Annotated in this window: 21 protein-coding genes, 1 tRNA gene and 1 pseudogene; 7 read left to right on the forward strand and 16 right to left on the reverse strand. The window is 74.3% G+C overall.

Translation table 11 applies throughout. From position 1 onward, the window contains the following. The 6 genes and pseudogenes from IH44_RS49560 to IH44_RS0135970 all read right to left on the reverse strand — a co-directional run. A pseudogene (locus IH44_RS49560) lies at positions 1–863 on the reverse strand (hypothetical protein); the annotation flags it as partial. Positions 864–891: 28 nt separating this feature from the next. Continuing rightward, positions 892–1,893, reverse strand: a complete 1,002-nt coding sequence (locus IH44_RS0135950; protein WP_030464034.1) for an HNH endonuclease — start codon at positions 1,891–1,893, stop codon at positions 892–894. 120 nt (positions 1,894–2,013) lie between these two features. After that, positions 2,014–3,123 carry a DegT/DnrJ/EryC1/StrS aminotransferase family protein gene (locus tag IH44_RS0135955; protein WP_030464035.1) on the reverse strand — a complete coding sequence of 370 codons (1,110 nt, stop codon included), beginning with the start codon at positions 3,121–3,123 and terminating at the stop codon, positions 2,014–2,016. 161 nt (positions 3,124–3,284) lie between these two features. Beyond that, positions 3,285–4,421, reverse strand: coding sequence for a DegT/DnrJ/EryC1/StrS aminotransferase family protein (locus IH44_RS0135960; RefSeq protein ID WP_030464036.1), 1,137 nt, complete (start codon positions 4,419–4,421; stop codon positions 3,285–3,287). Between the two features lie 182 nt (positions 4,422–4,603). Then, positions 4,604–5,587: an SDR family NAD(P)-dependent oxidoreductase gene (locus tag IH44_RS0135965; protein WP_030464037.1), complete on the reverse strand. Its 984-nt coding sequence runs from the start codon at positions 5,585–5,587 to the stop codon at positions 4,604–4,606. Further along, the gene (locus tag IH44_RS0135970) at positions 5,584–6,768 is read right to left on the reverse strand and encodes a Gfo/Idh/MocA family protein (protein ID WP_232795225.1); all 1,185 of its coding nucleotides are present in this window, start codon (positions 6,766–6,768) and stop codon (positions 5,584–5,586) included. The genes IH44_RS0135965 and IH44_RS0135970 overlap by 4 nt, the downstream gene beginning before the upstream one ends. 306 nt (positions 6,769–7,074) lie before the next feature. Here IH44_RS0135970 and IH44_RS0135975 point away from each other — a divergent pair, with 306 nt between their 5' ends. Both IH44_RS0135975 and IH44_RS0135980 read left to right on the forward strand, forming a co-directional pair. After that, positions 7,075–7,530, forward strand: coding sequence for a YwqJ-related putative deaminase (locus IH44_RS0135975; protein WP_081967333.1), 456 nt, complete (start codon positions 7,075–7,077; stop codon positions 7,528–7,530). Positions 7,531–7,571: 41 nt separating this feature from the next. Then, positions 7,572–8,087, forward strand: a complete 516-nt coding sequence (locus IH44_RS0135980; protein WP_051818031.1) for an SUKH-3 domain-containing protein — start codon at positions 7,572–7,574, stop codon at positions 8,085–8,087. Between the two features lie 21 nt (positions 8,088–8,108). Here IH44_RS0135980 and IH44_RS0135985 read toward each other — a convergent pair whose 3' ends face one another. Continuing rightward, entirely contained in the window at positions 8,109–9,374 is a 1,266-nt protein-coding gene (locus tag IH44_RS0135985) for a sensor histidine kinase (RefSeq protein ID WP_030464041.1), read from the reverse strand. Positions 9,375–9,568: 194 nt separating this feature from the next. Between IH44_RS0135985 and ppc the strand changes: the two genes are divergently transcribed. Continuing rightward, on the forward strand, positions 9,569–12,367 hold the full coding sequence (ppc, locus tag IH44_RS0135990; RefSeq protein ID WP_369795039.1) for a phosphoenolpyruvate carboxylase: 2,799 nt from the start codon (positions 9,569–9,571) through the stop codon (positions 12,365–12,367). 374 nt (positions 12,368–12,741) lie between these two features. Here ppc and pth read toward each other — a convergent pair whose 3' ends face one another. From pth to IH44_RS0136015, 5 genes are all read right to left on the reverse strand, one after another. Continuing rightward, positions 12,742–13,317, reverse strand: coding sequence for an aminoacyl-tRNA hydrolase (gene pth / locus IH44_RS0135995; protein WP_030464043.1), 576 nt, complete (start codon positions 13,315–13,317; stop codon positions 12,742–12,744). Positions 13,318–13,427: 110 nt separating this feature from the next. Then, on the reverse strand, positions 13,428–14,030 hold the full coding sequence (locus tag IH44_RS0136000; RefSeq protein ID WP_030464044.1) for a 50S ribosomal protein L25/general stress protein Ctc: 603 nt from the start codon (positions 14,028–14,030) through the stop codon (positions 13,428–13,430). Between the two features lie 245 nt (positions 14,031–14,275). After that, positions 14,276–15,256 carry a ribose-phosphate diphosphokinase gene (locus tag IH44_RS0136005; protein ID WP_030464045.1) on the reverse strand — a complete coding sequence of 327 codons (981 nt, stop codon included), beginning with the start codon at positions 15,254–15,256 and terminating at the stop codon, positions 14,276–14,278. Between the two features lie 155 nt (positions 15,257–15,411). Continuing rightward, positions 15,412–16,857 (reverse strand): bifunctional UDP-N-acetylglucosamine diphosphorylase/glucosamine-1-phosphate N-acetyltransferase GlmU, encoded by a 1,446-nt coding sequence (glmU, locus tag IH44_RS0136010; RefSeq protein ID WP_030464046.1) that lies wholly within the window; start codon positions 16,855–16,857, stop codon positions 15,412–15,414. Positions 16,858–16,970: 113 nt separating this feature from the next. Then, positions 16,971–17,041, reverse strand: a tRNA-Gln gene (locus tag IH44_RS0136015). 218 nt (positions 17,042–17,259) lie between these two features. Here IH44_RS0136015 and IH44_RS0136020 point away from each other — a divergent pair. Genes IH44_RS0136020 through IH44_RS0136030 form a run of 3 tightly spaced genes read left to right on the forward strand, consistent with a single transcriptional unit; the run spans position 17,260 to position 19,845 of the window. Further along, the gene (locus IH44_RS0136020; RefSeq protein ID WP_030464047.1) at positions 17,260–18,228 is read left to right on the forward strand and encodes a fatty acid desaturase; all 969 of its coding nucleotides are present in this window, start codon (positions 17,260–17,262) and stop codon (positions 18,226–18,228) included. Then, the gene (locus tag IH44_RS0136025; RefSeq protein WP_051818035.1) at positions 18,225–18,938 is read left to right on the forward strand and encodes a TetR/AcrR family transcriptional regulator; all 714 of its coding nucleotides are present in this window, start codon (positions 18,225–18,227) and stop codon (positions 18,936–18,938) included. Before IH44_RS0136020 ends, IH44_RS0136025 begins: the two co-directional genes overlap by 4 nt. Positions 18,939–18,993: 55 nt before the next feature. Beyond that, positions 18,994–19,845 (forward strand): DMT family transporter, encoded by an 852-nt coding sequence (locus tag IH44_RS0136030; RefSeq protein WP_030464049.1) that lies wholly within the window; start codon positions 18,994–18,996, stop codon positions 19,843–19,845. Positions 19,846–19,852: 7 nt separating this feature from the next. Here IH44_RS0136030 and IH44_RS0136035 read toward each other — a convergent pair whose 3' ends face one another. After that, entirely contained in the window at positions 19,853–20,650 is a 798-nt protein-coding gene (locus IH44_RS0136035; protein WP_030464050.1) for a methyltransferase domain-containing protein, read from the reverse strand. A 118-nt stretch (positions 20,651–20,768) separates the two neighbouring features. On the opposite strand from IH44_RS0136035, the gene IH44_RS0136040 reads away from it, so the two are divergent. Beyond that, complete coding sequence (locus tag IH44_RS0136040; RefSeq protein WP_030464051.1) at positions 20,769–21,263, forward strand: MarR family winged helix-turn-helix transcriptional regulator; 495 nt, start codon at positions 20,769–20,771, stop codon at positions 21,261–21,263. Positions 21,264–21,273: 10 nt separating this feature from the next. Here IH44_RS0136040 and IH44_RS0136045 read toward each other — a convergent pair whose 3' ends face one another. The 3 genes from IH44_RS0136045 to galE all read right to left on the reverse strand — a co-directional run bounded on the left by IH44_RS0136045 (position 21,274) and on the right by galE (position 24,831). Continuing rightward, entirely contained in the window at positions 21,274–22,806 is a 1,533-nt protein-coding gene (locus IH44_RS0136045; RefSeq protein ID WP_030464052.1) for a nucleoside-diphosphate sugar epimerase/dehydratase, read from the reverse strand. Between the two features lie 77 nt (positions 22,807–22,883). Then, positions 22,884–23,729 (reverse strand): response regulator transcription factor, encoded by an 846-nt coding sequence (locus IH44_RS0136050; protein WP_030464053.1) that lies wholly within the window; start codon positions 23,727–23,729, stop codon positions 22,884–22,886. Between the two features lie 142 nt (positions 23,730–23,871). Next, on the reverse strand, positions 23,872–24,831 hold the full coding sequence (gene galE, locus IH44_RS0136055; protein WP_030464054.1) for a UDP-glucose 4-epimerase GalE: 960 nt from the start codon (positions 24,829–24,831) through the stop codon (positions 23,872–23,874). Between the last annotated feature and the right edge of the window lie 22 nt (positions 24,832–24,853).

Genomic DNA, 24,853 nt, shown 5'->3' on the forward strand with positions numbered 1-24,853 from the left:
GCGGGGCCGCCGGGCAGCGGGGCGCCGGGGCCGGGGGCGCCGGGCAGGCCCATCAGGCCGGGCGGGCCGTCGGTGGCGAGCATGGTCGCCGCGTAGTTGACCGCGTTCGCGGGCGGTCCCGGCGGTACGGGGGCGGCGGGCGGCACCGGGGCGGCGGGCGGCGCGGGCGTGCCGGGTGCCGGGGTGCCGGGGCCGCCGACCGGGTACGGCGGGGTGGCGCCGGGCGGGACGGGCGCGTCGGGCCGGCCGGGGGCGAGCACGGTGGCGGCCTCGGAGCCGGGCGGCGGCGGGACGGGCGCCCCGGGGGCGGGCGCGCCGGTGAAGTAGCTGGGGCCCTCCTCGCCGGACTCCGCGACCGGCGCGGCCTGCGGGACGGGCTGCGGCGCGGACGGCGCGACCGGCGGGGCCGGCGCGGCGGGGGCCGCCGGGGCAGCTGGAGCGACCGGGGCAGCCGGAGCCGCGGGCGCGCCGAGCCGGTCGGCCTCGGCGGCGATCGCGGCGGCCCCGGCCTCCTGCAGCCACTGCGGGGGGCTGAGCAGGAAGGAGGTGGCCTCGACGGCGCCGCGCACCGGCTTGGCCGCGCCGGCCGGGTTGGGGGCGCCCCCGGTGCCGTACAGCTCCTCGAACTGCCGGACCACCTCGTTGACCGGCAGCGGCGGCCAGAGCGTGCTGGCGCCGCTGTCGCGGGCGATCACCAGGCGCAGCGAGGTGCCGGGGCCGCCGGTGTGCTCGCTGCCGTCGACGGCCCAGCAGACGTAGCCGAGGTCGAACTCGCGGACCTTCACCTCGCGGTGCTGCGAGCGCGGCACCCCGGCGTTGATCCAGTCCTCGGCGGTCTCCTGCGCCTGCGCGTACGTGGTCACCACGTCTCGTCCCACCCCTGTCGTTCGTTCAGTTCACCGGGACGGCGCGGGCGAAGCCGCCGTCCACCATGAGTTCGGCGACGGTCTCCAGCTCCGCGGGCCCGCCGGCGAGGCGCAGCAGGAAGGCGTCGAAGCTGTCGCCGCAGGGCAGCAGGAGGCGCTGCACGCGCTGCTCGACGGGTTCGTCGGAGCCGTCGTCGCGGGCGTCGTCGTAGGGCAGGAAGCCGACCGAGCCGGTGCCTTCGCCGCGGACCCTGACGGTCAGCAGGCCGCCCTGCAGGTAGGCGACGGCGAGGTGGTCCTTGGTGAGGTGGTCGCGCAGGCACTTGTTGGCGTACACCAGGTCGTGGGTGCCGTACTCCTCGCTGAGGGTGAGGAACGGCTGGTCGACCAGCAGGCCGAGGTCCACGTCGAGGGCGACGCCGGCCGGGCCGCGGCCGCCGGTGAGCTTCAGGAAGTCCCGGTAGGCGGTCGGCAGCGGGTGGCCGAGGCGCTGTTCGGCGCGCTGGACCAGGTCCTCGGTGACGGCGACCGGGTCGCTGCCGTCCTTGGCCAGCGAGAAGTGCGCGGGGCGGCGGTCCTGGAGCGGGCGGGTGCCGCGCCGGGTGTGGTCGGCGGTGGAGCGGGCCAGGCCGCCGTGGTGCCGCAGCAGGGCCTTGACCTCGACCGGGACGAGTTCCATCCGCCGCCAGCCGGGGGCGGCCCGGCCGACCACGTGGTGCCAGGTCCAGCCGGGCGGGGTGGCGACGGCGCTGTCCAGGTCGGCCCAGAGCTCGTGGCCCTGGGTGTAGAGCGCGGCGTTGGCCGACACGTAGTCGGTCAGGCGCAGTTCGTCGACGCCGAAGCCGGCCGGCGGGTCGGCGACCTCGGCGGCGGCGGCCGCGTACGGCGAGAAGTCCGGGTAGCCGTTCTCGTCGACGCGCACGCCCCCGGGGTGCCGCTGGGCCCGGACCGGATCCGGGAACTGCACCACCTGGCCCGCGTACGCCGCGTTGGGCACGGCGGCGGTGCCGGGCCGACCTGTCGTCATCTGTGGTCCCCCACTGGCAGAAGCCGATGTCCTCGGGGACCAGCGTAGGGCAACGGCCGTTCGCGTTCAGGGGCACGGGGGTACCCGGCGGGGCATCGGGGCCCGGGCACCGGCGGCGGGTCAGCGGCGGCGCAGCGCGGCGGCCAGCGCCTCGGCGACCCGGTGCTGCTGGGCCTCGGTGAGCTGGGGGAACAGCGGCAGGGTGAGCAGTTGCCCGGCGGCCCGCTCGGTGACCGGGAACGCGCCCGCGCCGTGCCCGAGGTGCCGGAACGCGGGCTGCAGGTGGACCGGGACGGGGTAGTGCACGCCGGCGCCGATCCCGGCCTGCTGGAGGGCGGCGAGCACGCCGTCCCGGCCGCGGTCGACCCGGACCGCGTACAGGTGCCAGACGTGCGCGTTGCCGGGCAGGGTGCGCGGCAGGGTGATCCCGTCCAGGCCGCCGAGCAGCTTGTCGTAGCGTGCGGCGGCGGCCCGGCGGGCCTCGTTCCAGGCGGGCAGGCGGCGGAGCTTGGCGCGCAGCACGACGGCCTGCAGGGCGTCCATCCGGGAGTTGAAGCCGAACCGCTCGTGGACGTACTTGCGGGCCGAGCCGTGGTCGCCGAGCAGCCGGACCGCCTCGGCGAGGGCGGCGTCGTCGGTGACCACCGCGCCGGCGTCGCCGTACGCGCCGAGGTTCTTGCCCGGGTAGAAGCTGGTCGCCGAGATCCGCCCCCAGCTGCCGGACGGCCGCCCGTGCCGGGTGGCGCCCTGCGACTGGGCGCCGTCCTCGACCACCGGCAGCCCGTCGGCGGCCTCCAGCAGGTGTTCCATCGGGGCGAGTTGGCCGTTCAGGTGGACGGGCAGCAGCGCCACGGACCCCGGCACCCGGTCGGCGGCCTGCGCGACGTCGATCAGCAGGTGCTCCTCGTCCACGTCCACCAGGACCGGCCGCAGCCCGGCCCGGACCACCGCCTCGGCGGTCGCCACGAAGGTGTTCGCGGGCAGCACCACCCCGCCGCCCGGCGCCAACTCCAGGGCCCGCAGCGCCATTTCGAGCGCATCGGTGCCGTTGGCCGTCCCCACCGCGTGCCCGGCCCCGGAGAACGCCGCGTACTCCCGCTCGAACGCGGCCACCTCGGGGCCCTTCACGTAGGCCCCGCTCGCCAGCACCGCGTCGAAGCCCGCCCGGACCTCCTCGGCGATCTCGGCGTGCGCGGCGTGCAGGTCGACCAGGGGGATGCTGTTCGTCACGGGAACCTCTCGGACCAGGGGCGCGGATCACCTGCGCGGAAGCGTGCAACCAGGGGCGCGGGGAACTGCGCGAAGCGGAAGACGGAAGACGGAAGACGGACGACGGACGACGGAAAGATCGCGGCAAGGGGGGAAGCCCCACGGGGGCGCGCCCCCGGGGTCTAACGCCCCAGCGCAGCCTTGAGCGCCGCGACGACGTGCTCCTGCTGCCCGTGCGTGAGCGAGTGGTACAGCGGCAGGATCAGCGTCCGCGCCGTGAGCGTCTCGGTCACCGGGAGCGGCACCCGGGCGGTGCCCTTGTACGGGGCCTCCAGGTGCGCGGCCATGATGCCGCGCCGCGCGGAGACGCCGTCCGCGGCGAGCCGGGCCAGGACCTCGCCGCGGTCGGGGGCTCCGGCGGGGAGCAGCAGCCACAGCGACTGGAAGTTGGTGCTGCCGTGCGCCGGGTCGCCGACCAGCCCAGCGGCCAGCTCCGCTCCGAGCAACTCCCGGTAGCGGGCGGCGAGTTCGCGCCGCCGGGCGGTCATCGCGGGGAGCTTGCCGAGCTGGACCAGGCCGATCGCGGCCTGGACGTCGGTCATCCGGTGGTTGTAGCCGATCTCGTCGTAGGTCTCGACGGCGCCCGCGCCGCCCGCCCCGGCGTGCCGGTCGGCGGCCGAGACGCTCATGCCGTGCTCGCGCAGCCGCCGCAGCCGGGCGGCGAGTTCGCCGTCCCGGCAGGTGACCATGCCGCCCTCGCCGGTGGTGAGGAGCTTGCGCGGGTGGAAGGAGTACGCGGCGAGTTCGGCGCCCGCGCCGGCCGGGCGGCCGCGGTAGACGGAGCCGGCGGCGCACGCGGCGTCCTGGACGACGGTGATGCCGCGCGGTTCGACCAGCGCCGCGATCGCGTCCAGGTCGACCGGGACGCCGCCCTGGTCGACCGCGACGACGGCCCGGGTGCGCTCGGTGAGCAGCGGGGCGACGGTGTCGGGGGTGAGGTTGCCGGTGGCCGGGTCGACGTCGGCGAAGACCGGGGTGGCGCCGACGTAGGTGACGGCGTTGGCGGTGGCGATGAAGGAGAGCGAGGGGACGACGACCTCGTCGCCGGGGCCGACGCCGGCGCCGATCATCGCCAGGTGCAGGGCGGTGGTGCAGGAGGAGACCGCGACGGCGTGCGGCACCCCGAGGTGTTCGGCGAAGGCCCGTTCGAAGGCGGCCACCCGGGGGCCCTGGGCGACCCAGCCGGAGCGGACGGCCGCGGCGGCGGCCTCGGCCTCCTCCTCGCCGAGCCAGGGGATCATGACGGGAATGGTGGTCATGGCGGTGGGCTCCTTCGGTTCACGCACGGCCGCGGTCGCGCCCGCGTACGGCTCCCCGTCCCCGCCGCGGCGCGTCCGGCCGGCGGGGGCCTTCGATCCGCGCGGTCGCCCGCGCCCCTGCACCTCCCGGGTGCACTGCACCTCCCGTGCGCGCCGCACCTCCTGGGTGCGCTGCGGCGGCCCTAGTCCTGCGCGCGCCACCAGGCGACGAGTCTGCGCAGCCCGTCGTCGAGGCCGAGTTCGGGCTTCCAGCCGAGGTCGCGTTCGGCGGCGGAGATGTCGGCCAGCCGCCGGACCACGCCGCCGGCGGTGTCCCGGGCCGGGCCGTGCTCGACGTCGAGGTCGGAGTCCATGGCGGCGAGCAGCGCGTCGGCGAGGCCGCGCAGCGAGACCTCGGTGCCGGAGGCGATGTTGTAGACCCGGTCGGTGACGGGGGCGGCGGCGGCCAGCAGGTTGGCCCGGGCGATGTCCTCGGTGTAGACGAAGTCCATGGTCTGGGCGCCGTCGCCGAAGATCAGCGGGGGCTGTCCGGCGGCGATCCGCTCCATCCAGCGGATGAACACCTCGGTGTAGCGGCCGTGCACGTCCATCCGGGGGCCGTACACGTTGAAGTACCGCAGGGCGACGTAGTCGAGGCCGTGCATGGCGTGGAAGCTGCGCAGCAGGCCCTCGTTGAAGACCTTGGCGGCGCCGTACAGGGTGTCGTTGCGGTAGGGGTGCTGGGTCTCGGGCGTCGGGAAGGTGTCGGCGAGGCCGTACACCGAGGCGGTGGAGGAGGCGATCACCTTGCGCACGCCCGTCTCCGCCGCAGCCTCGACCACGTCGAAGGTGCCGTCGACCATGACCTCCAGGGCGAGCCGGGGTTCGGCGGCGCACTGGGTGATCCGGATCGCGGCGAGGTGGAACAGCGCGTCGGTGCCGGGCGCGAGCAGTTCGCGCAGCAGGGCCCGGTCACGGATGTCGCCGTCGACGACCTTCAGCTGTCCGGGGGCGGCGAGTTCCTTGGCCCGGTCCAGGTTGGCGGCCCGGCCGCGGACGAAGTTGTCGAGGACGACGACCTCGCGGGCGCCGGCCTCGACCAGCTGGTCGACGACGGCGGAGCCGATGGTGCCGGCGCCGCCGGTGACCAGGCAGCGGGAGCCTTCGAGCGGGACGGCGGCGTTCATCGGGCGGCGGCCTCCTGCTGGGCGGGGAGTCGGCGGGTGAGCAGCGCGGTGTCGTCGGCGGTGCCGGTGCCGGCGTCCACCGGGACGGTCGCGCCGCCGAGTTCGAGGCTGCGGGAGGCGGCGTGCAGCAGGCGCAGCACGCGCAGTCCGGCCCGGCCGTCGGTGAGCGGGGCGCGGCCCTCGGTGATGGCGGCGGCGAACTCGGCCATCACGTTGCGCAGCGCCTCCTGTTCGACCAGGGCGGGGGCGACCACGTCGCCGACCCGGTAGGAGATCAGGGCGCGGTGCCGGATGGCGTCGGTGAGTTCGTCGGGCGGGGTGAGGTCGACGCCGCGGTCGTGGATCGCCAGCCGGGCCTGCGGGTTGAGGTCGTCCCAGACCAGGGTGCGGCGGGAGCCGCCGATCAGCGTGGTGCGGACCTTGGTCGGGGAGAGCCAGTTGACGTGGCAGTGGGCGAGCGCGCCGTTGGACAGGTGCAGCGTCAGGTAGGCGACGCAGGCCCGGCCGGCGCCGATCGGGTCGGCGGCCTGGGCGCTGACGCCGACGGGTTCGACGTCCGGCGGGAGGACGAAGTCGAGGATGGACAGGTCGTGCGGGGCGAGGTCCCACAGCACGTCGACGTCGGGCTGGACCAGTCCGAGGTTGATCCGCACCGAGTCGAAGAACTGGACGTCGCCGATCTCGCCGCCGTGCACGAGTTCGCGGATCCGGCGCACCACCGGCGTGTAGCAGAAGGTGTGGTCGCACATCAGGACCAGGCCGCGCTCCTCGGCGAGGGCGACCAGGTCGGCGGCCTCGGCGACGGTGGTGGTGATCGGCTTCTCGACCAGGACGTGCTTGCCGGCCTCCAGGGCGGCCCGGGCCAGCGCGTGGTGGGCGCCGGCCGGGGTGGCGACGGCCACCGCCCGGACCCGCTCGTCGGCGAGCACCTGCTCGTACGAGGTGGTGGAGGCGACGGTGGAGTACTCGCCGAGGACCGTGCGGGAGCGCTGTTCGTCGAGGTCGCAGAGCCAGTGCAGCCGCAGGGCGGCGGTCTGCTGGGCGTTGCGGACCAGGTTCGGGCCCCAGTAGCCGGCGCCGACCACGGCCAGGCCGATCCGCCGGTCGGGTTTCCGTTCGGTGCTGCCCGGTGTGGGCACGTGTTCCCCGGGCGCCTCGTGCGCCACGACGTCCGACCCCATCGCAAGACCCCCCTTGCCGCCGCGTCGCTCGAACCGTACCGGCCCGGCCCGGCCCGTCGGGGCACAATCGGCAAAACCGGTGGCGGCCACCCGGGGCGCGGGCGGCGGCAGTTCGGCCCTCCGTACACCTCCGCGCGCCCCGTGTCCGCACCCCGGCGCGGCGTGCGCCGGATCGGTTTGGCAGGCTGGATGCTCTGGGGTGAGGATTCACTGTCCGTGGATCCCGCTACCCTGCGTGATCCACCGCCCGCCGGCCGACCACCGGCAGCGGCGGAGCCGTGCCGCGTACGACGCCGAGGAGCAGCCATGGACCAGTCGGGCCCGCCGCCCGTGTTGCGCCACCAGCGCGACAGCCTGCTGCCCGCGGTCGCGGCGGCGCTGTCGCTGCGCGGCGGCACGGTGCACACCCTGGCCGGGGACAAGTCGGAGCTGGCGCCGGTGCTGCACCCGCTGGTCGGCGAGTTCCTGGCGGGGCTGCCGGTGGAGAAGCGCGAGCGCTTCGTCGGCCGCTGCCCGGAGGCGGCGCTGCTCTCCCAGTACCTGGGGCAGGTGGACGCGTCGCGCTCGAAGCGGGCCGCGCGCAAGCCGATGACCGTGCAGGAGGCCCGCAAGTCGCTCAGGGGGGCCCGGATGACCACGCTGCGGATCCGCGAGGAGGGCGACCCGCTGCACGGCACGCACGCGCCGCCGTGCCGCTCCTGCGGCCCGCTGCTGGAGCACCTGAACGTGGCCAGCGTCGCGGTCGGCCCGCCCGGCCGCTGAGCCCGCGCCACCGAGCGCCCCGTCCCCCCGTCCCCGAGCCCGTGGAGCCCACCCTGAACGCCGGCACCGTCCGCACCCAGCCCCGCTTCCCGGCCGACGTGGCCGCCGCCCTGAAGCAGGCCGGCTGGCACCCCGGCCGCTGGGAGATCCGGCAGGCCGAACTGTGGGCCGACGCCCTGGTCGCGTACGGCGGCCCGCTGGACCCGCAGCACGCGGTGTTCCCGGCCGCGATCGAGGCCTGGGCCGAGTTCGGCGGCCTGGCCTTCGACGTCCCGGGCCCGGGCGACACCCTGGCCCGCACCCCGTTCCTGCTGGACCCGCGCTGCGGCCTGCACGCCCCGCGCACCCTCACCGACCTCGGCCGGGCCCTGGACACCCGGCTCGCCCCGCTCGGCGAGGAGCTGTACGGGCAGGCCCTGCTGGCCATCGACGAGCAGGGCCGGGTCTACAGCCTCGACCACACCGGCGAGTGGTTCCTGGGCGACAGCGTCGACCGGGCGATCGGCACCCTGGTGCTGGGCCGCGCCCCGCACCGGCTGCGCACCGCCCAGGACTGACCGCGCCGGCCGGACGGACCGTCAGGCCGGTGCGGCCGGGCGCCGCAGCCGGGAGGGCAGCACCGCCTCGACCCGGAACCCGCCGCCGTCCTCCCGCCCGGCGTGGAAGGCCCCGCCGAGCGCCACCACCCGCTCGCGCATCCCGACCAGCCCGTTGCCGCCGCTCGGCAGCGCCACCGGCGCCACCCCGCCCGGGCACTCGTTCACCACCGACACCCGCACCCCGTTCGGCACGTACGCCAGCAGCACCGCGACCCGCGCCCCGCCCGCGTACTTGTGCGCGTTGGTCAGGCCCTCCTGCACCACCCGGTACGCGGTCTGCTCGGCCTCCGCGACGTACTCCAGGCGCTCGCCGCTGACCGTCAGGGTCACCGCCATGCCCGCCACCCGGGACTGCTCGACCAGCTCCGGCAGTTCGGCCAGGCCGCCCACCGGGGCCTCCACCTGCTCCTGCGGCTCGGTCATCCGCAGCACCCCGAGGATCTCCCGCAGCTCGTCCAGCGCCTGCCGGCCGGTCTCGCCGATCAGCCGCGCCGACTGCTGGGCCTTGGCCGGGTCCTTGGGGACGATCCGCTCCACCGCGGCGGCGTGCACCACCATCAGGCTGACCCGGTGCGCGACCACGTCGTGCATCTCCCGAGCGATCCTGGTGCGCTCCTCGACCCGGGCCCGCCAGGCCCGCTCGCGGGCCTGGTCGGCCAGCAGGCTCAACTCCCCCTCCAGGCCCTGCGCCCGGTCCTTGAGCGACTCCACCAGGCGCCGCCGGGCCCCCACGTACAGGCCGGTGACCATCGGGGCCACCGCCATGCCGACCGCGACGAACGCCGAGATCACCACGAACACCCAGGTGGGCGGCAGCGGTTCGGCGGGCGGCGCCTTGCTGGGCGCGGTGGTGGCGAACAGCACCATGCCGAAGGTCTCGGCCATCGCCACCGCCGACAGCACCAGCACCCGGGCCCGCCGCGACGGCCACTCCCAGGTCGCCGCCAGTGTGTACAGCGACACCACCAGCAGCACCACGCCGAAGAAGCCCGGCACGAACACCAGCGCCACCACCACCGGCACCACCGGCCAGCGCCGCCGCACCACCAGCGACGCCCCCGCGAGCGCCCCCAGCGCCACGCACACCGCGGTCGCGGGCAGCCCCCAGCCGAGCCGGTCCCGGACCAGCCCGTACGCCCCCGCGGCGCACTCCGCCGCCGACACCGCTGCCAGCGCCACGTCCAGCGCCGCGCCGCGCCGCCGCGCCCACCACCACGGGCCGTCCCCCGACGGCTTCTCACTCATGCCGCCACCATACGCAGTGCCGACGGCGGGCCGACGGCGCCCGGGCAACTGTCCGCCATCCGGCCACCTCTCCGTTCTGGCACCCCGTGCCACCTATGCTGTTGCCCGTCGGACAGCGCGGTCCGCCACCCGTCACCCGCACCGCGGTGATGTCAGAGCCGTTGCCGAAACCCCACCACCACAGGGAGACAGCCGTGACCGCTCCGGTCCCCACTCCGGCGGACAACCCTTCCGTGATCGCCGACGCGGACGACAACGCCGCGCTGCGTGCGGACATCCGCCGCCTCGGCGATCTGCTCGGGGAGACCCTGGTCCGCCAGGAGGGCCCCGAACTGCTGGGCCTGGTCGAGCAGGTGCGCCTGCTGAGCCGCACCGACGGCGAGGCGACGGCGCAGCTGCTGGCGGAGATCGACCTGGACACCGCCGCGAAGCTGGTGCGGGCCTTCTCCACCTACTTCCACCTGGCGAACGTCACCGAGCAGGTGCACCGCGGCCGGGAGTTCGCCGACCGCCGGGCCCGGGAGGGCTCGCTGCTGTCGCAGACCGTGGACCAGCTGAAGGAGGCGGACCCGAAGCACCTGGAGGACACCCTGGCCAACCTCGCGGTGCGCCCGGTGTTCACCGCGCACCCGACCGAGGCCGCCCGCCGCTCGGTGCTGAACAAGCTGCGCCGGGTCGGCGAGCTGCTGGAGCGCATCCACCGCGAACAGGCCGCCACCGGCCGGGCCGACAGCGCCCGGCAGACCTCGGCCCGCCGCCAGGCCGACCGCCGCCTCGCCGAGGTGATCGACCTGCTCTGGCAGACCGACGAGCTGCGGATCGCCCGCCCGGAGCCCACCGACGAGGCCCGCAACGCCGTCTACTACCTGGACGAGCTGTACCGCGACGCCGTCCCGGAGGTGCTGGAGGAGCTGCACGAGGAGCTGGCCCGGGTCGGCCTGGAGCTGCCCGAGGGCGTGCGCCCGCTGACCTTCGGCACCTGGATCGGCGGCGACCGCGACGGCAACCCGAACGTCACCCCGCAGGTCACCTGGGACGTGCTCAACCTGCAGCACGAGTACGGCATCAAGGACGCCCTGGAGGCGATCGACGACCTGCGCGCCGCGCTCTCCACCTCGGTCCGCCTGGCCGGGGCCTCCGAGGAGCTGCTGGCCTCGCTGGACGCCGACCTGGCGCACCTGCCGGAGCTCAGCCCGCGCTACAAGCGGATGAACGCCGAGGAGCCGTACCGGCTGAAGGCCACCTGCATCCGGATCAAGCTGGAGAACACCCGCGACCGGCTGGCCGCCGGCACCGCGCCCACCCCGGGCCGGGACTACGTCGGCACCCGCGACCTGCTGGCCGACCTGCGCCTGATCCAGGACTCGCTGCGGGCCCACCGCGGCGGCCTGATCGCCGACGGCCGCCTGGCCCGGGCGATCCGCACCATCGAGGCGTTCGGCCTGCAGCTGGCCACCATGGACGTGCGCGAGCACGCCGAGGCGCACCACCACGCGCTGGGCCAGCTCTTCGACCGGCTCGGCGAGGAGGCGTGGCGCTACACCGACATGCCGCGCGAGTACCGCCAGCGCCTGCTGTCCAAGGAGATGCGCTCGCGCCGCCCGCTGGCCCCGACCCCGGCGCCGCTGGACGCCGCGGGCGCCAAGACGCTGGGCGTGTTCACCACCATCCGCGAGGGCTTCGAGCGCTTCGGCGACGAGATCGTCGAGTCGTACATCATCTCGATGTGCCAGGGCGCGGACGACGTGTTCGCGGCCGCCGTGCTGGCCCGCGAGGCCGGCCTGATCGACCTGCACGCGGGCATCGCCAAGATCGGCATCGTGCCGCTGCTGGAGACCACCGACGAGCTCCAGGAGGCCGACCGGATCCTGGACGAGATGCTCTCCGACCCCTCCTACCGGCTGCTGGTGTCGCTGCGCGGCGACGTCCAGGAGGTCATGCTCGGCTACTCGGACTCCTCGAAGTTCGGCGGCATCACCACCTCCCAGTGGGAGATCCACCGGGCCCAGCGCCGGCTGCGCGACGTCGCGCACCGCTACGGCATCCGGCTGCGGCTCTTCCACGGCCGCGGCGGCACCGTCGGCCGCGGCGGCGGCCCCTCGCACGAGGCGATCCTGGCCCAGCCCTGGGGCACCCTGGAGGGCGAGATCAAGGTCACCGAGCAGGGCGAGGTGATCAGCGACAAGTACCTGCTGCCCTCGCTGGCCCGGGAGAACCTGGAGCTGACCCTCTCCGCCACGCTGGCCGCGTCCGCGCTGCACACCGCGCCCCGCCAGGCCCCGGAGGAGCTGGCCCGCTGGGACGCCGCGATGGACCGGGTCTCGGCCGCCGCGCACACCTCCTACCGGGCCCTGGTCGAGCAGGAGGACCTGCCGAAGTACTTCTTCGCCGCCACCCCGGTCGACCAGCTGGCCTCGCTGCACCTGGGCTCCCGCCCGTCCCGCCGCCCCGACAGCGGCGCGGGCCTGGACGGCCTGCGGGCCATCCCGTGGGTGTTCGGCTGGACGCAGTCCCGGCAGATCGTGCCCGGCTGGTACGGCGTGGGCTCCGGCCTGGCGGCGGCCCGCGAGGCCGGCCTGTCGGACGTGCTCGACGAGATGCACGGCAACTGGCACTTCTTCCGCAACTTCCTGTCCAACGTCGCCATGACGCTGGCCAAGACCGACCTGCGGATCGCCCGCCACTACGTCGAGCAGCTGGTCCCGGCCGAGCTGCACCACGTCTTCGACCAGATCGTCGCCGAGCACGACCTGACCCTGCGCGAGGTGCTGCGGCTGACCGGCGAGTCGGAGCTGCTGGAGCACGACGAGGTCCTCAAGCAGACCTTCACCGTGCGCGACGCCTACCTCGACCCGATCTCCTACCTGCAGGTCGCGCTGCTGCGCCGGCAGCGCGAGGAGGTCGCGGCCGGCCGCCCCGAGGACCCGCTGCGGGCCCGGGCGCTGCTGCTCACCGTGAACGGCATCGCGGCGGGCCTGCGCAACACCGGCTGATCCGCCCCTCGCAACGCAACGGCGGCCCCCCCCCCCCCCCCCCCCGGGGGGGGGGCCCCCCCGCCACGCCGCCGACATCGCCCTGCTCAAGCGACTGCGCCGCCCTGCACCGCTGCACCCGACGGCCCACCCCCCGGCGGCCAGGCACAGGACGGTGCCTCCGACGACCTTGCCCACGCGCTGTGACCGGATCACGGTCGATACCCCCATAGACGGCACTTCAATCCTTGCTGCACCGAATCCGACGGTATCCGATCGCACGGCGTTTCTGACCCCCGGTCAGCTTCCACCGGGCAAGCGTTGCATGAACGTTGTGTACGGAGGGTGGTCGAATCCGGTGCCGCCAGCACCGGGTGTCAACGGGGCTGCGGAGGTCAGGAGTTGTAGTTCTGCTGGGCCCGCTCCAGGCCGTCCGCCAGCAGCGCCTCGACGGCGTCGGCGGCCCGGTCGACGAACCAGTCGAGGTCCTTGCGCTCGGTGGAGGAGAAGTCCTTGAGCACGAAGTCGGCGACCTCCATCCGGCCCGGCGGGCGGCCGATCCCGCAGCGGACCCGGTGGTAGTCGGGGCCGAGCGACTTGGTGATCGACTTGAGGCCGTTGTGGCCGTTGTCGCCGCCGCCGGTCTTCAGCCGCAGCGCCGCGTAGTCGAGGTCCAGTTCGTCGTGGACGGCGACGATCGCCGGGGTGGGCACCTTGTAGAAGTCGCGCAGCGCGGTGACCGGCCCGCCCGAGAGGTTCATGAAGCTCATCGGCTCGGCCAGCACGACCCGCTTCCCGGCCAGCCGCCCCTCGGCGACCTGGGCGCGGCTCTTGTGGGCCTTGAACTTCGCCCCCATCCGCTGGGCCAGCAGCTCGACCACCATGAAGCCGATGTTGTGCCGGTTGCGGGCGTACTCCTTGCCGGGGTTGCCGAGGCCCACCACCAGCCAGGGGCCGTCGTACTCGCTCATGCCGCTCCTCACGCGGGTGTTCTCCCTACCGTCACATCATCCCGGACACGCCGCTGCCCCGGCCGTCCGCGCACGGGGCGGGACGGCCGGGGCAGCGAAGCGAGGGGTGATCAGGCCTCGGCGCCCTCGGCGGCGGCAGCCTCGTCGGCGGCCTCCTCCTCGGTGGCCTCGGGGGCCTGGGCGCCGATGACCTGCAGCACGACGGCGTCGGCCTCGACGGCCAGCGAGACGCCGGACGGCAGGGTGATGTCGCCGGCGGTGATGGCGGCGCCGGCCTCCAGGCCCTCGACCGAGACGGTGACCGACTCGGGCAGGTGGGTGGCCTCGGCCTCGATCGGGAGGGCGTTGAGCACGTTCTCGATCAGGTTGCCGCCGGGGGCCAGCTCGCCCTCGGTGTGGACCGGGATCTCGACGGTGACCTTCTCGCCGCGCTTGACCAGCAGCAGGTCGACGTGCTCGATGGAGCGCTTGATGGCCTCGCGCTGCACGGCCTTCGGCAGCACGTACTCGTCCTTGCCCTCGATCGGGACGACCAGCAGGGCGTTCGGGGTCTTGAGCGCCATCATCAGGTCGTGGCCGGGCAGGTTCAGGTGCACCGGGGCGTGGCCGTGGCCGTAGACGACACCGGGGACGAAGCCGGCGCGACGGGCACGACGGGCGGCACCCTTGCCGAACTCGGTGCGGGACTCGGCGGCGATGCGGATCTCGGACACGACTGCACTCCTCGTGAAGCGAAGGGGTGCAGGAACGACAGAACCGCCGGGCCACACCCTCAAGTGTTGGGGGGACGCTCGGCGGTTCGATCAAGGCGCATCGTTCTCGCGCGTCGATCACGGAGCACCGAAGCGGGCATCCCTCGCCGAGCAGTCTCCCAAGACTAACCGGGCGGTGGCGCGGACGTGAAATCGGCCCCCGGCTCCGTGCGGAGCCGGGGGCCGGGGAGGGGTCTGACGAGGGGTCAGTGCACGCCCTCGAAGAGGCTGGTGACCGATCCGTCCTCGAACACCTCGCGCACCGCGGCGGCGATCGACGGGGCGATCGACAGCGTGGTGATCTTGTCCAGCTGGAGCTGGGACGGGGTCGGCAGGGTGTTGGTGAACACGAACTCGCTGACCCGGGAGTTCTTCAACCGGTCCGCGGCGGGGCCGGAGAGCACGCCGTGGGTGGCGGCCACGATGACGTCGGCGGCGCCGGCGTCGAAGAGCGCGTCGGCGGCGGCGCAGATGGTGCCGGCGGTGTCGATCATGTCGTCGACCAGGACGCAGACCCGGTCCTTGACGTCACCGACCACCTCGGCGGAGAGGATGGTGTTGGCCTGCGTCATGTCGCGGCGCTTGTGGATGATCGCCAGCGGGGCGTCGAGGCGGTCGCACCACTGGTCGGCGACCTTCACGCGCCCGGCGTCCGGGGAGACGATGGTCAGCTTGGAGCGGTCGGGGACCCGGTTGCCGACGTAGTCGGCGAGCATCGGCAGCGCGAACAGGTGGTCCACCGGGCCGTCGAAGAAGCCCTGGATCTGCGCGGTGTGCAGGTCCACGGCCATCAGCCGGTCGGCGCCGGCCTGGCGCAGCAGGTCGGCGACCAGGCGGGCCGAGATGGGCTCGCGGCCGAGGTGCTTCTTGTCCTGCCGGGCGTAGCCGTAGAACGGGAGGATCGCGGTGATGCTGCGGGCCGACGCGCGCTTGAGCGCGTCGATCATGATCAGCTGCTCCATGATCCACTGGTTGATCGGAGCCGTGTGGCTCTGGATCACGAAGCAGTCCGCGCCGCGGGCGGACTCCAGGAAGCGGACGTAGATCTCGCCGTTGGCGAAGTCCAGGGCCTTGGTCGGGACGAGTTCGGTGCCCAGTTCGCGGGCGACCTCCTCGGCAAGTCCGTGGTGGGCACGGCCGGAAAAGAGTTTGAGCTTCTTCTCACCGGAGGTCGTGATCCCGCTCACTGCACCGTCTCCTCGATGTATTGCCACTCTGGGTGAGTACGCCGAGGCACGGCCGAACAGGCCCGATGGCGCACGTGTGTACTTCAGGTTACGCGCCCCGCCACCGGTCCGACGGCCGGGGACCACTCCTCAAGATCCCCGGCCGCCCCGTCCGACTACTCCGTCCCGTTGGCCTCCGCGGCCGCCCGGGCGGAGGCCGAACCGGGCCGCTTCCGCTCAACCCAGCCCGCGATGTTGCGCTGCTGGGCCCGCGCGACGGCCAGCGAACCGGCCGGGACGTCGTTGGTGATCACCGAGCCGGCCGCCGTGTAGGAGCCGTCACCGACCGTCACCGGGGCGATGAACATGTTGTCGGAACCCGTGCGGCAGTGGGCCCCGATGACCGTCCGGTGCTTGTTCACCCCGTCGTAGTTGACTGTGACCGACGCCGCACCCACGTTGGTGCCCTCGCCGATGGTGGCGTCCCCGATGTACGACAGGTGCGGGACCTTCGCCCCCTCGCCGAGCTCCGAGTTCTTGATCTCGACGTAGGTACCGACCTTCGCCTTCCGGGCCAGCCGGGTGCCCGGCCGCAGGTACGCGTACGGGCCGACCGAGGTCTCCGGCCCGATCTCGGCGCGCTCGGCCGTGGTGTTGCTCACACGGGCGCCCGCGCCGACCGCGGTGTCGGTCAGCGTGCTGTTCGGGCCGACCTCGCAGCCCTCGCCGAGGTGGCTGGCGCCGCGCAGCTGGGTGTTGGGGTGCACCAGCGCGTCCGGCTCGTAGGTCACCTGGACGTCGAGCCAGGTGGAGGCCGGGTCGACCACGGTGACGCCGGCCCGCATGGCGCTCTCCAGCAGCCGGTCGTTGAGCAGCCGGCGGGCCGCGGCCAGCTGCACCCGGTCGTTGATGCCGACGATCTCCCGGTGGTCGGCGGCGACCACCGCGCCGACCCGGTGGCCCTCCCGGCGGAGGATCTCCAGGGTGTCGGTCAGGTACTCCTCGCCCTGCACGTTGTCGGTGCCGACCAGCGAGAGCGCGAGCGCCAGCAGCTTGGCGTCGAAGGCGAACACCCCGGAGTTGATCTCGTTGACGGCCAGCTGCTCGGCGGTGGCGTCCTTGTGCTCGACGATCGCGGAGACCGCGCCGTCCGGGCCGCGCAGGATCCGGCCGTAGCCGGTGGCGTCGGGGACCTCGGCGGTCAGCACGGTGACGCCGTTGCCCTGCTCGGCGTGCGCGGCGGCCAGCGCCCGCAGGGTGGCGCCGGTGAGCAGCGGGGCGTCGCCGGTGGTGACCAGCACGGTGCCGTCCAGCTGCACGCCGTCGGCGGCCAGCGCCTCCAGCGCGGTGCGCACGGCGTGGCCGGTGCCGTTCTGCTCGGTCTGGACGACCGGGCGGGCGGCCGGGTAGTGCTCGGCCAGGTGCGCCTGGACCAGCTCGCGCAGGTGGCCGATCACCACGACCAGCTGACCGGGCGTCAGCTCCTGGGCGGCGGAGACCGCGTGGCCCACCAGGGAGCGCCCGCAGATCTCGTGCAGCACCTTCGGCAGCGCCTTGGACTTCATTCGGGTACCGCCCCCGGCGGCGAGCACGATCACGGCGGCGGGCTGGTTGGCACTCACGCGGGGAGACTCCTCGGTCGATGCGGGTTGAGGGCGCACCGAACAATACCGAGAGAAAACGAACGGAAACCGTCCGAAACGGTCGGGCCGGGACGCTGCCGGGCCGGAAGGGGCTCCGCCGCTAGGATTCGAACCCAGACAAAGGCCTCCAAAGGGCCCTGTGCTGCCATTACACCACGGCGGAAAGGGCGCGCTGCGCGCCCAGCACAGCCTAAGGGCTGACGGCCCGTAGCTCCACCACCTTCCGCGAAGGCGCCCCGTCGACGGGGCGGAATCCGCCGGGCGAACAGTGCGACACGTCCGCGCACGGGCCTTCCGCCCTCCCCGGCCCGGTACTTACGATGCCGTAAGTTACGGATACGTAGGTATTCCGCCGGACCCCTCTCTCCCCCGGGAAGCGCCATGACCATCCAGGCCGGGCAGGCGCCGCCGCGCGCCGCCGAGGACGAACAGACCGCCACCGCACTGTCCGCCACCAGGGGCGGCGAGAAACAGGGCGCGCTGGAGCGCGCCACCCTGGCCCTGTTCATCGCGGTGCCGTTCCTGGGCCTGCTCGCCGCCGTCCCGGTGGCCTGGGGCCGGGGCCTGTCCTGGCTGGACGCCGGCCTCGCCGTCGGCATGTACTTCCTCACCTGCCACGGCATCACCGTCGGCTACCACCGCTACTTCACCCACGGCGCGTTCAAGGCCAACCGCCCGCTGCGGCTGGGCCTGGCGGTGCTCGGCTCGCTGGCCGTCGAGGGCCCGCTGGTGCGCTGGGTCGCCGACCACCGCAAGCACCACCGGTACTCCGACAAGGACGGCGACCCGCACTCGCCGTGGCGCTACGGCGAGAGCCTGCCCGCGCTGCTCAAGGGCCTGTGGTGGGCGCACATGGGCTGGATGTTCGACGAGGAGCAGACCTCGCAGCTCACCTACGCGCCCGACCTGGTCCGCGACCCGGCCATAAGGCGGATCTCCCGGCTGTTCTGGCTGTGGACGCTGATCTCGCTCGGCCTGCCCGCGCTGGTCGGCGGCCTGGCCACCTGGAGCTGGCAGGGCGCGCTGACCGCCTTCTTCTGGGGCTCGCTGGTCCGGGTCGCGCTGCTGCACCACGTCACCTGGTCGATCAACTCGATCTGCCACGCGGTGGGTTCGCGCCCCTTCAAGTCGCGCGACCGGTCCGGCAACGTGTGGTGGCTGGCGGTGCTCTCCTGCGGCGAGTCCTGGCACAACCTGCACCACGCCGACCCCACCTCGGCCCGGCACGGCGTGCTGCGCGGCCAGGTCGACTCCTCCGCCCGGGTCATCCGCTGGTTCGAGCGGGCGGGCTGGGCGCACGACGTCCGCTGGCCCGGCGCGGAGCGGATCGCCGCCCGCCGCGCCGCATGAGTCAGCGCCTACAGCATGATGGAGGGGTGAACGGGACCAACGGAGACAGCGCCGGCCATCGGCAGCCCTCGCGCCGCAGCGGGGGCAAGGGCGCCGGCCGGGTGCGGATGACCGGCAAGCAGCGCCGCGAGCAGCTGCTGGAGATCGGCCGGGCGGTCTTCGCCGAACGCGGCTACGACGGCACCTCGGTCGAGGAGATCGCCGAGCGCGCCGGGGTCTCCAAGCCCGTCGTGTACGAGCACTTCGGCGGCAAGGAGGGCCTGTACGCGGTGGTGGTCGACCGGGAGATGCAGCTGCTGCTCGACATGGTCACCGGCGCGCTCACCGGCGGGCACTCCCGCGAGCTGCTGGAGCAGGCCGCGTTCGCGTTGATGGACTACATCGACACCTCCACCGACGGCTTCAAGATCCTGGTCCGGGACTCGCCGGTGGCCCAGTCCACCGGCTCGTTCGCCTCGCTGATCGGCGACATCGCCACCCAGGTCGAGGACATCCTGGGCCTGGAGTTCAAGTCCCGGGGCTTCGACGCCCGGCTGGCGCCGATGTACTCGCAGATGCTGGTCGGCATGGTGGCGCTGACCGGCCAGTGGTGGCTGGAAGTGCGCAAGCCCGCCAAGGCGGAGGTCGCCGCCCACCTGGTCAACCTCGCCTGGCACGGCCTGGAGGGCCTGGAGCGGCACCCCAAGCTGGTGGGCGACCGCAAGAACTGACGACCGGCCCGGGGCCGCATCGGGATCCCGGGCCGCCCTCGCGACAGGAGCACCCGTGGCGGTCTTCCTGCTGGCCCTCGGCGCGGCCTGCTGCCTGGGCGCCGGATTCGTCCTGCAGCAGCACGCCGCCCAGCGCGCGCCCAGCGGCGACCTGCTGCGCTGGCGGCTGCTGCTGGACCTGATGCGGATGCCCGACTGGCTGCTCGGCATCGCCTTCATGATCGGCGGCCAGGTGCTCTCCGCGCTCGCCCTCAGCCAGGGCGAGGTGGCGCTGGTCGAGCCGCTGCTGGCCACCAACCTGGTCTGGGCGATGCTGCTGGCCGGCCGGATCACCGGCACCCGGCTGGGCCGCTCCGGCTGGGTCGGGGTGGCCCTGATCGCGCTCGGCGTGACCGCGTTCATCGCCGCCGGGCAGCCCGGGGGCGGCGGCCCGGCCGCCGGGCCGCTGCGCTACTGGCTGGTGTTCGGGGTGGTCTCCGGGCTGGCCCTGCTGCTGGTCGCGGTGGCCCGCCGGCTGCCGCTGTTCGAGGAGGCGACGCTGCTGGCGCTGGCCGCCGGGCTGCTCTACGGCCTGCAGGACGCGCTCACCCGCACCACCTTCGACCGGATCGACCGGGACGGGGCGGCCGCCGCGCTGCTCTCCTGGCCGCCGTACACCGTGCTCGGCCTGGGCGTGGTCGGGCTGCTGCTGGTGCAGTCCGCGTTCGAGGCGGCGCCGCTGCGGATGTCGCTGCCCGCGCTGACCGCCGCCCAGCCGCTGGCCGGGATCGCCTGCGCGGTCGGCTTCCTCGGCGACCGGCTGCGGGTCACCCCCGGGGCGCTGGCCTGGCAGAGCGCCGGGCTGGCCGCGATCGTGGTCGGCGTGGTGGTGCTGGGCCGCCACCCGGCGCTGCCCGGCGCGAAGTGACGGGCCGTCAGCACTTCACGGCGACGGCGAAGACCCGGCGGAACGGGAACAGCGTGCCGTGCCCGGTGGCCGGGTACGCCTCGCGCAGCAGCGCCCCGTACTCGGCCAGGAACTCCGCCCGCTCCCCCGCCTCCGGCAGCAGGTCCAGCACCGGGCGCAGGGTGGAGCCCTTGACCCACTCCAGCACCGGGTCGGGCCCCGGCAGCACCATCGTGTACGTGCTCTCCCAGACGTCCGCGGTGCAGCCCGCCGCCAGCAGGGTCCGCGCGTAGCGGTCCGGCGCGTGGCAGGAGGCGTCCGGGCGGGCGGTGGCCAGCCGGTCGCGCCAGCGCGGGGTGCGGCGCAGGTCGGCGAGCAGGGTGTGGCTGGGGGCGGCGAAGTTGCCGGGCAGCTGGAAGGCGATCACCCCGCCGGGGCGCAGCGCGGCCGCCCAGCGGGGCAGCAGTTCCAGGTGGTCGGCGGTGTCGGTGTCCATCCAGTGCAGGGCGGCGTTGGAGGCGATCAGGTCGGGCCGCTCGGGGGCCGGGTCGTACGCCGCGACGTCCTGCTCGCGGTACTCGGCGGTGGGTTCGCCGTGCGCGCCGCGGGCCTCGGCGAGCAGGTCGGGCGAGGTGTCCAGGCCGAGCAGCCGGGCGTCGGGCCAGCGGCGGCGCAGTGCGGCGGTGGAGTTGCCGGGGCCGCAGCCGAGGTCGAGCACGGTGGGGGCGGGCGGCAGGTCGGGGACGCGGGCGAGCAGGTCGGCGAAGGGGCGGCCGCGCAGGTCGGCGTAGCGCAGGTACTGGTCGGCGTCCCAGTGGGCGGGCATGGCGCGGCTCCCGAAAGTATCTCGACATCAAGATATCCGTGTAACGCCGAGACTTCCTTTGTTATCTCTTGATGTCAAGAGACTTCACATCGACACACCCCCCGATACACTGATCGACATGGAGGACGAGGTCGACCGCCTGGTCGCAGCATGGCGCCGAGAGCGCCCCGACCTCGACGTGGAACCGCTTGAGGTCCTCAGTCGGGTGAGCCGCCTCGCCCGCCACCTGGACCGCGCCCGCCGCACCGCCTTCGCCGAGCACGGCCTCGAACCCTGGGAGTTCGACGTCCTCACCGCGCTGCGCCGGGCCGGCTCCCCCTACCAGCTCTCCCCCGGCCAGCTGCTCACCCAGACCCTGGTCACCTCCGGCACCATGACCAACCGGATCGACCGCCTCACCGCCAAGGGCCTGGTCGTCCGCCTCCCCGACCCGGACGACCGCCGCGGCGTCCTGGTCCGCCTCACCGAGGCCGGACGCGACCAGGCCGACCAGGCGCTGGCCGGCCTGCTCACCCACGAGCGCGAGATCCTCGCCCGGCTCGCCCCCGCCCAGCAGGCCGAACTCGCCGCCCTGCTGCGCAGCCTGGTCACCCCCTTCGACCGCAGCAGCTGAGCGGCCCGCCCTAGAAGCCGTCCGGGTACGGGGTGGCCAGGGCCGGGGCCTTGGCGTGCGCGCTCTGGTAGCCGGGGAGCAGGGCCGCCAGCCGGGTGCGGACCTCGGGGTCGGTGTTGGTGGTGGCGGCGGCGTAGAGGCCGGTGAGGCCGCCGGCCAGGTCCTCGGGGGCGGCGGCCCGGTCGGTGGTGGTGGCGAAGATCCGCGGGTGGGCGGTGGGCAGGCGCTCCTCGGTGTCGGAGAACAGCGCCTCGTTGAGCTTCTCGCCGGCCCGCAGGCCGGTGTAGCGGATCTCCACCTCGTCGGCGCCGAGCTGGACCTGCTCGGCGAAGTTGTGCACCAGGTCGACGATCCGCACCGGCTCGCCCATGTCGAGGACGAACACCTCGCCGCCCTCGGCCATCCGCCCGGCCTCCAGCACCAGGCCGACCGCCTCCTCGATGGTCATGAAGAAGCGGGTGACGTCGGGGTGGGTGACCGTCACCGGGCCGCCGCTGCGCAACTGCTCCTCCAGCACCGACAGCAGCGAGCCGCGCGAACCCAGCACGTTGCCGAAGCGGACGGCGGCGAAGACGCCGGTGCCGAGGTTGCGGGCGTCCCGGGCGTTGGCCTGGACGATCAGCTCGGCCAGCCGCTTGCTCGCGCCGAGCACCGAGGTCGGGTCGGCGGCCTTGTCGGTGGAGATCAGCACGAAGCGCTCCACGCCGGTGGCCAGCGCCGCCTCCACCAGGTGGTCGGTGCCCAGCACGTTGGACTTGACCGCCTCGCTGGGGTGGCGCTCCAGCAGCGGCAGGTGCTTGTGCGCGGCGGCGTGGAAGACCACCTCGGGGCGCAGGTCGCGGAAGATCTGCTGGATCCGGGGGCGGTCCCGGATGTCGGCGATCACCAGCGCCTCGTCGGTGAGCAGCGCCTCGCCCCAGATGTCGAGCTGCAGCCGGTGCAGGTTGGACTCGTCGTGGTCGAGCATGTAGAGCGCGGCCGGCCCGAACGCCTGGACCTGGCGGCACAGTTCGCTGCCGATCGAGCCGCCCGCGCCGGTGACCAGCACCCGGCGGCCCTCGATCACGGTGCGGACGTCCGGGGAGACCACGTGCACCTCGTGCCGGCCGATCAGCCGGTTGACGTCCAGGGTGCGCAGGTCGGAGCCGACCACCTCGCGGCGCAGCGCGGCCAGGAAGGACGGCAGGTAGCGGACGGCCGCGCCGGCGGCGGCCGCGGCGGTGGCCAGGGCGCGCACCCGCTGGTGCGGCAGGCCCGGGATGGCGAGCACGACGACCTGGGCGCCGTGGCCGAGGGCCAGCGCGGTGAGGTCGGCGAGCGGGCCCAGCACGGGGACGCCGGAGACGTCCCGGCCGGCCTTGCCGGGGTCGTCGTCCAGCACGCCGACCGGGTCGAGGCCGAACTCGGGGGTCCGGCCCAGGTCGCGGACCAGGGCGGTACCGGCGGAGCCGGCTCCGACGACCAGGGTGCGCAGTCCGGCGGGACCGTCCGGCAGGCGGGTCCGGTCCCCGTGCGGGCGTGCGGCAGTGCGGTGCGGCAACATCTGACCTCCGGTTTCCCTGAATCACGGAGTGGAACGTGCGGGGAGGCGGGGCCCGGTCGGCCCGCGCCGGTGCGCGCTCAGCCCGCGCCGGGGCCCGGGACGGCGGCGACGGTCGGCGGGGGGACGGGGACGGGCGGTTCGGAGGGCGCGATCCCGGCCCGGCGGGCGACCGCGACCGCCGCGAGCGTGGAGTGCACCCCCAGCTTGCCCAGGACGTTCTGCATGTGGGTGCGGACGGTGTGCGGGGAGAGGAACAGCCGCTCGGCGACGGCCTGCCGGCCGAGCCCGGCGACCATGCAGCGCAGCACCTCCTCCTCGCGGGGGGTGAGCGCGGCGACCAGGCGCTCGCTCTCCGAGCGGTCCCGGCGGGCCGAGGTCAGCTCGCGGACCACGCCGGTGAGCAGCGCGGGCGGCAGGTGGGTCTCGTCGCGGCGCACGCCGCGCACCACGGTCATCAGCGCGCCGAGCGAACTCCCGCGCGCCACCCAGCCGTTGGCCCCGGCCTGGAGGGCGCGGGCGGCGCGCTGCGGGTCGTCGGCGGCGGCCAGCAGGACGGCCCGCAGCTCCGGGTGGGCCCGCCGGACCCGGGCCACCAGGGCGATCCCGTCGCTCAGCGGCCGGGCCTCCTGAGGCGGCGTCAACTGCACCGGCGCGGGCCGCTGTTGCGGCAACGAGGGGGTGCGCCGGGGCCCGGCCGGGGCCGCCTGGGCGCGGGCCGGCGGCGGGGCGGCGCCCAGGTCGACGTCGACCAGCACCACGTCGTACGGGCGGTGTTCGGCCACCGCCCGCTCCAGTGCCCGTTCGGCCGCCGCCGCGCTGCCCGCCGCCCCGACGTCCACGTCGGGTTCGGCGGCCAGTGCCGTGGCGAGCGCCTCGGCGAAGATCCGGTGGCCGTCGACCACCAGGACGCGCATACGCCCCATCGTCCTTGCCCCCCTGCTCGTGGCCCGACCCCCACCGGTGCCTCACTCAGCCTACGGGCGCGCGCCGCCGCGGCGTGGGGGTTTGGTGAAGTTCCTGTACACAGGGTCTTCGGGGTGGTGGCCGGCCCGGGGAGCGGGCAGGTCAGGCGCGGTGAGTGAGGGTGAACTCCCAGGCGTCGGCGACGATTTGGTCGAGTTCGGGGCGCTTGGGGGTCCAGCCGAGGGTCTGGCGGGCGCGGTCGGCGGCGGCGACCAGGACGGCGGGGTCGCCGGGGCGGCGGTCGGCGACCTGCACCGGGATCTCCCGGCCGGTGACGCGCTTGACGGACTCGATCACCTCGCGCACCGAGAAGCCGGTCCCGTTGCCCAGGTTGCACACCAGGTGCTCACCCGGCTTCGCGGCGTCCAGCGCCAGCAGGTGCGCCTCGGCCAGGTCCGCGATGTGGATGTAGTCGCGGATGCAGGTCCCGTCCGGCGTCGGGTAGTCCTCCCCGAACACCGCGATGTGCGGACGCTGCCCCAGCGCCGCCTGGAACACCAGCGGGATCAGGTGCGACTCCGGCTCGTGCCGCTCACCGTAACGCCCGTACGCCCCCGCCACGTTGAAGTACCGCAGGCTCACCGCCGCCAGCCCGTGCGCGGCCGCCTCCGAGGTGATCAGGTGGTCCACCGCCAGCTTCGTCGCCCCGTAGGTGTTCGTCGGGGAGGTGCGCGCACTCTCCTCGATCGGCACCCGCTCCGGCTCCCCGTACACCGCCGCCGTCGAGGAGAACACCAGCGTGCCCACCCCCGCCTTGCGCATCGCCGACACCAGCTCCAGCGAACCCGCCACGTTGTTGCGCCAGTACTTCTCCGGATCCGCCACCGACTCACCCACCTGCGAGGACGCCGCGAAGTGCAGCACCCCGTCGAAGGAGGAGTCCAGCACCTGCCCCGCCTCCTGGATCCGCCCCCGCACGAACTCCGCACCCTCCGGCACACCCTCCGCGAACCCGGTCGACAGGTCGTCCAGCACCGTCACCCGGTGACCCGCCTCCAACAGGTGCGCCGCCACCACGCTCCCCACGTAGCCGGCTCCGCCCGTGACCAGGTACTTGCTCATGCCCTCAGACCTCCGCGACATT

It is taken from the genome of Kitasatospora sp. NRRL B-11411, assembly GCF_000721345.1.
Taxonomy (GTDB): domain Bacteria; phylum Actinomycetota; class Actinomycetes; order Streptomycetales; family Streptomycetaceae; genus Kitasatospora; species Kitasatospora cineracea.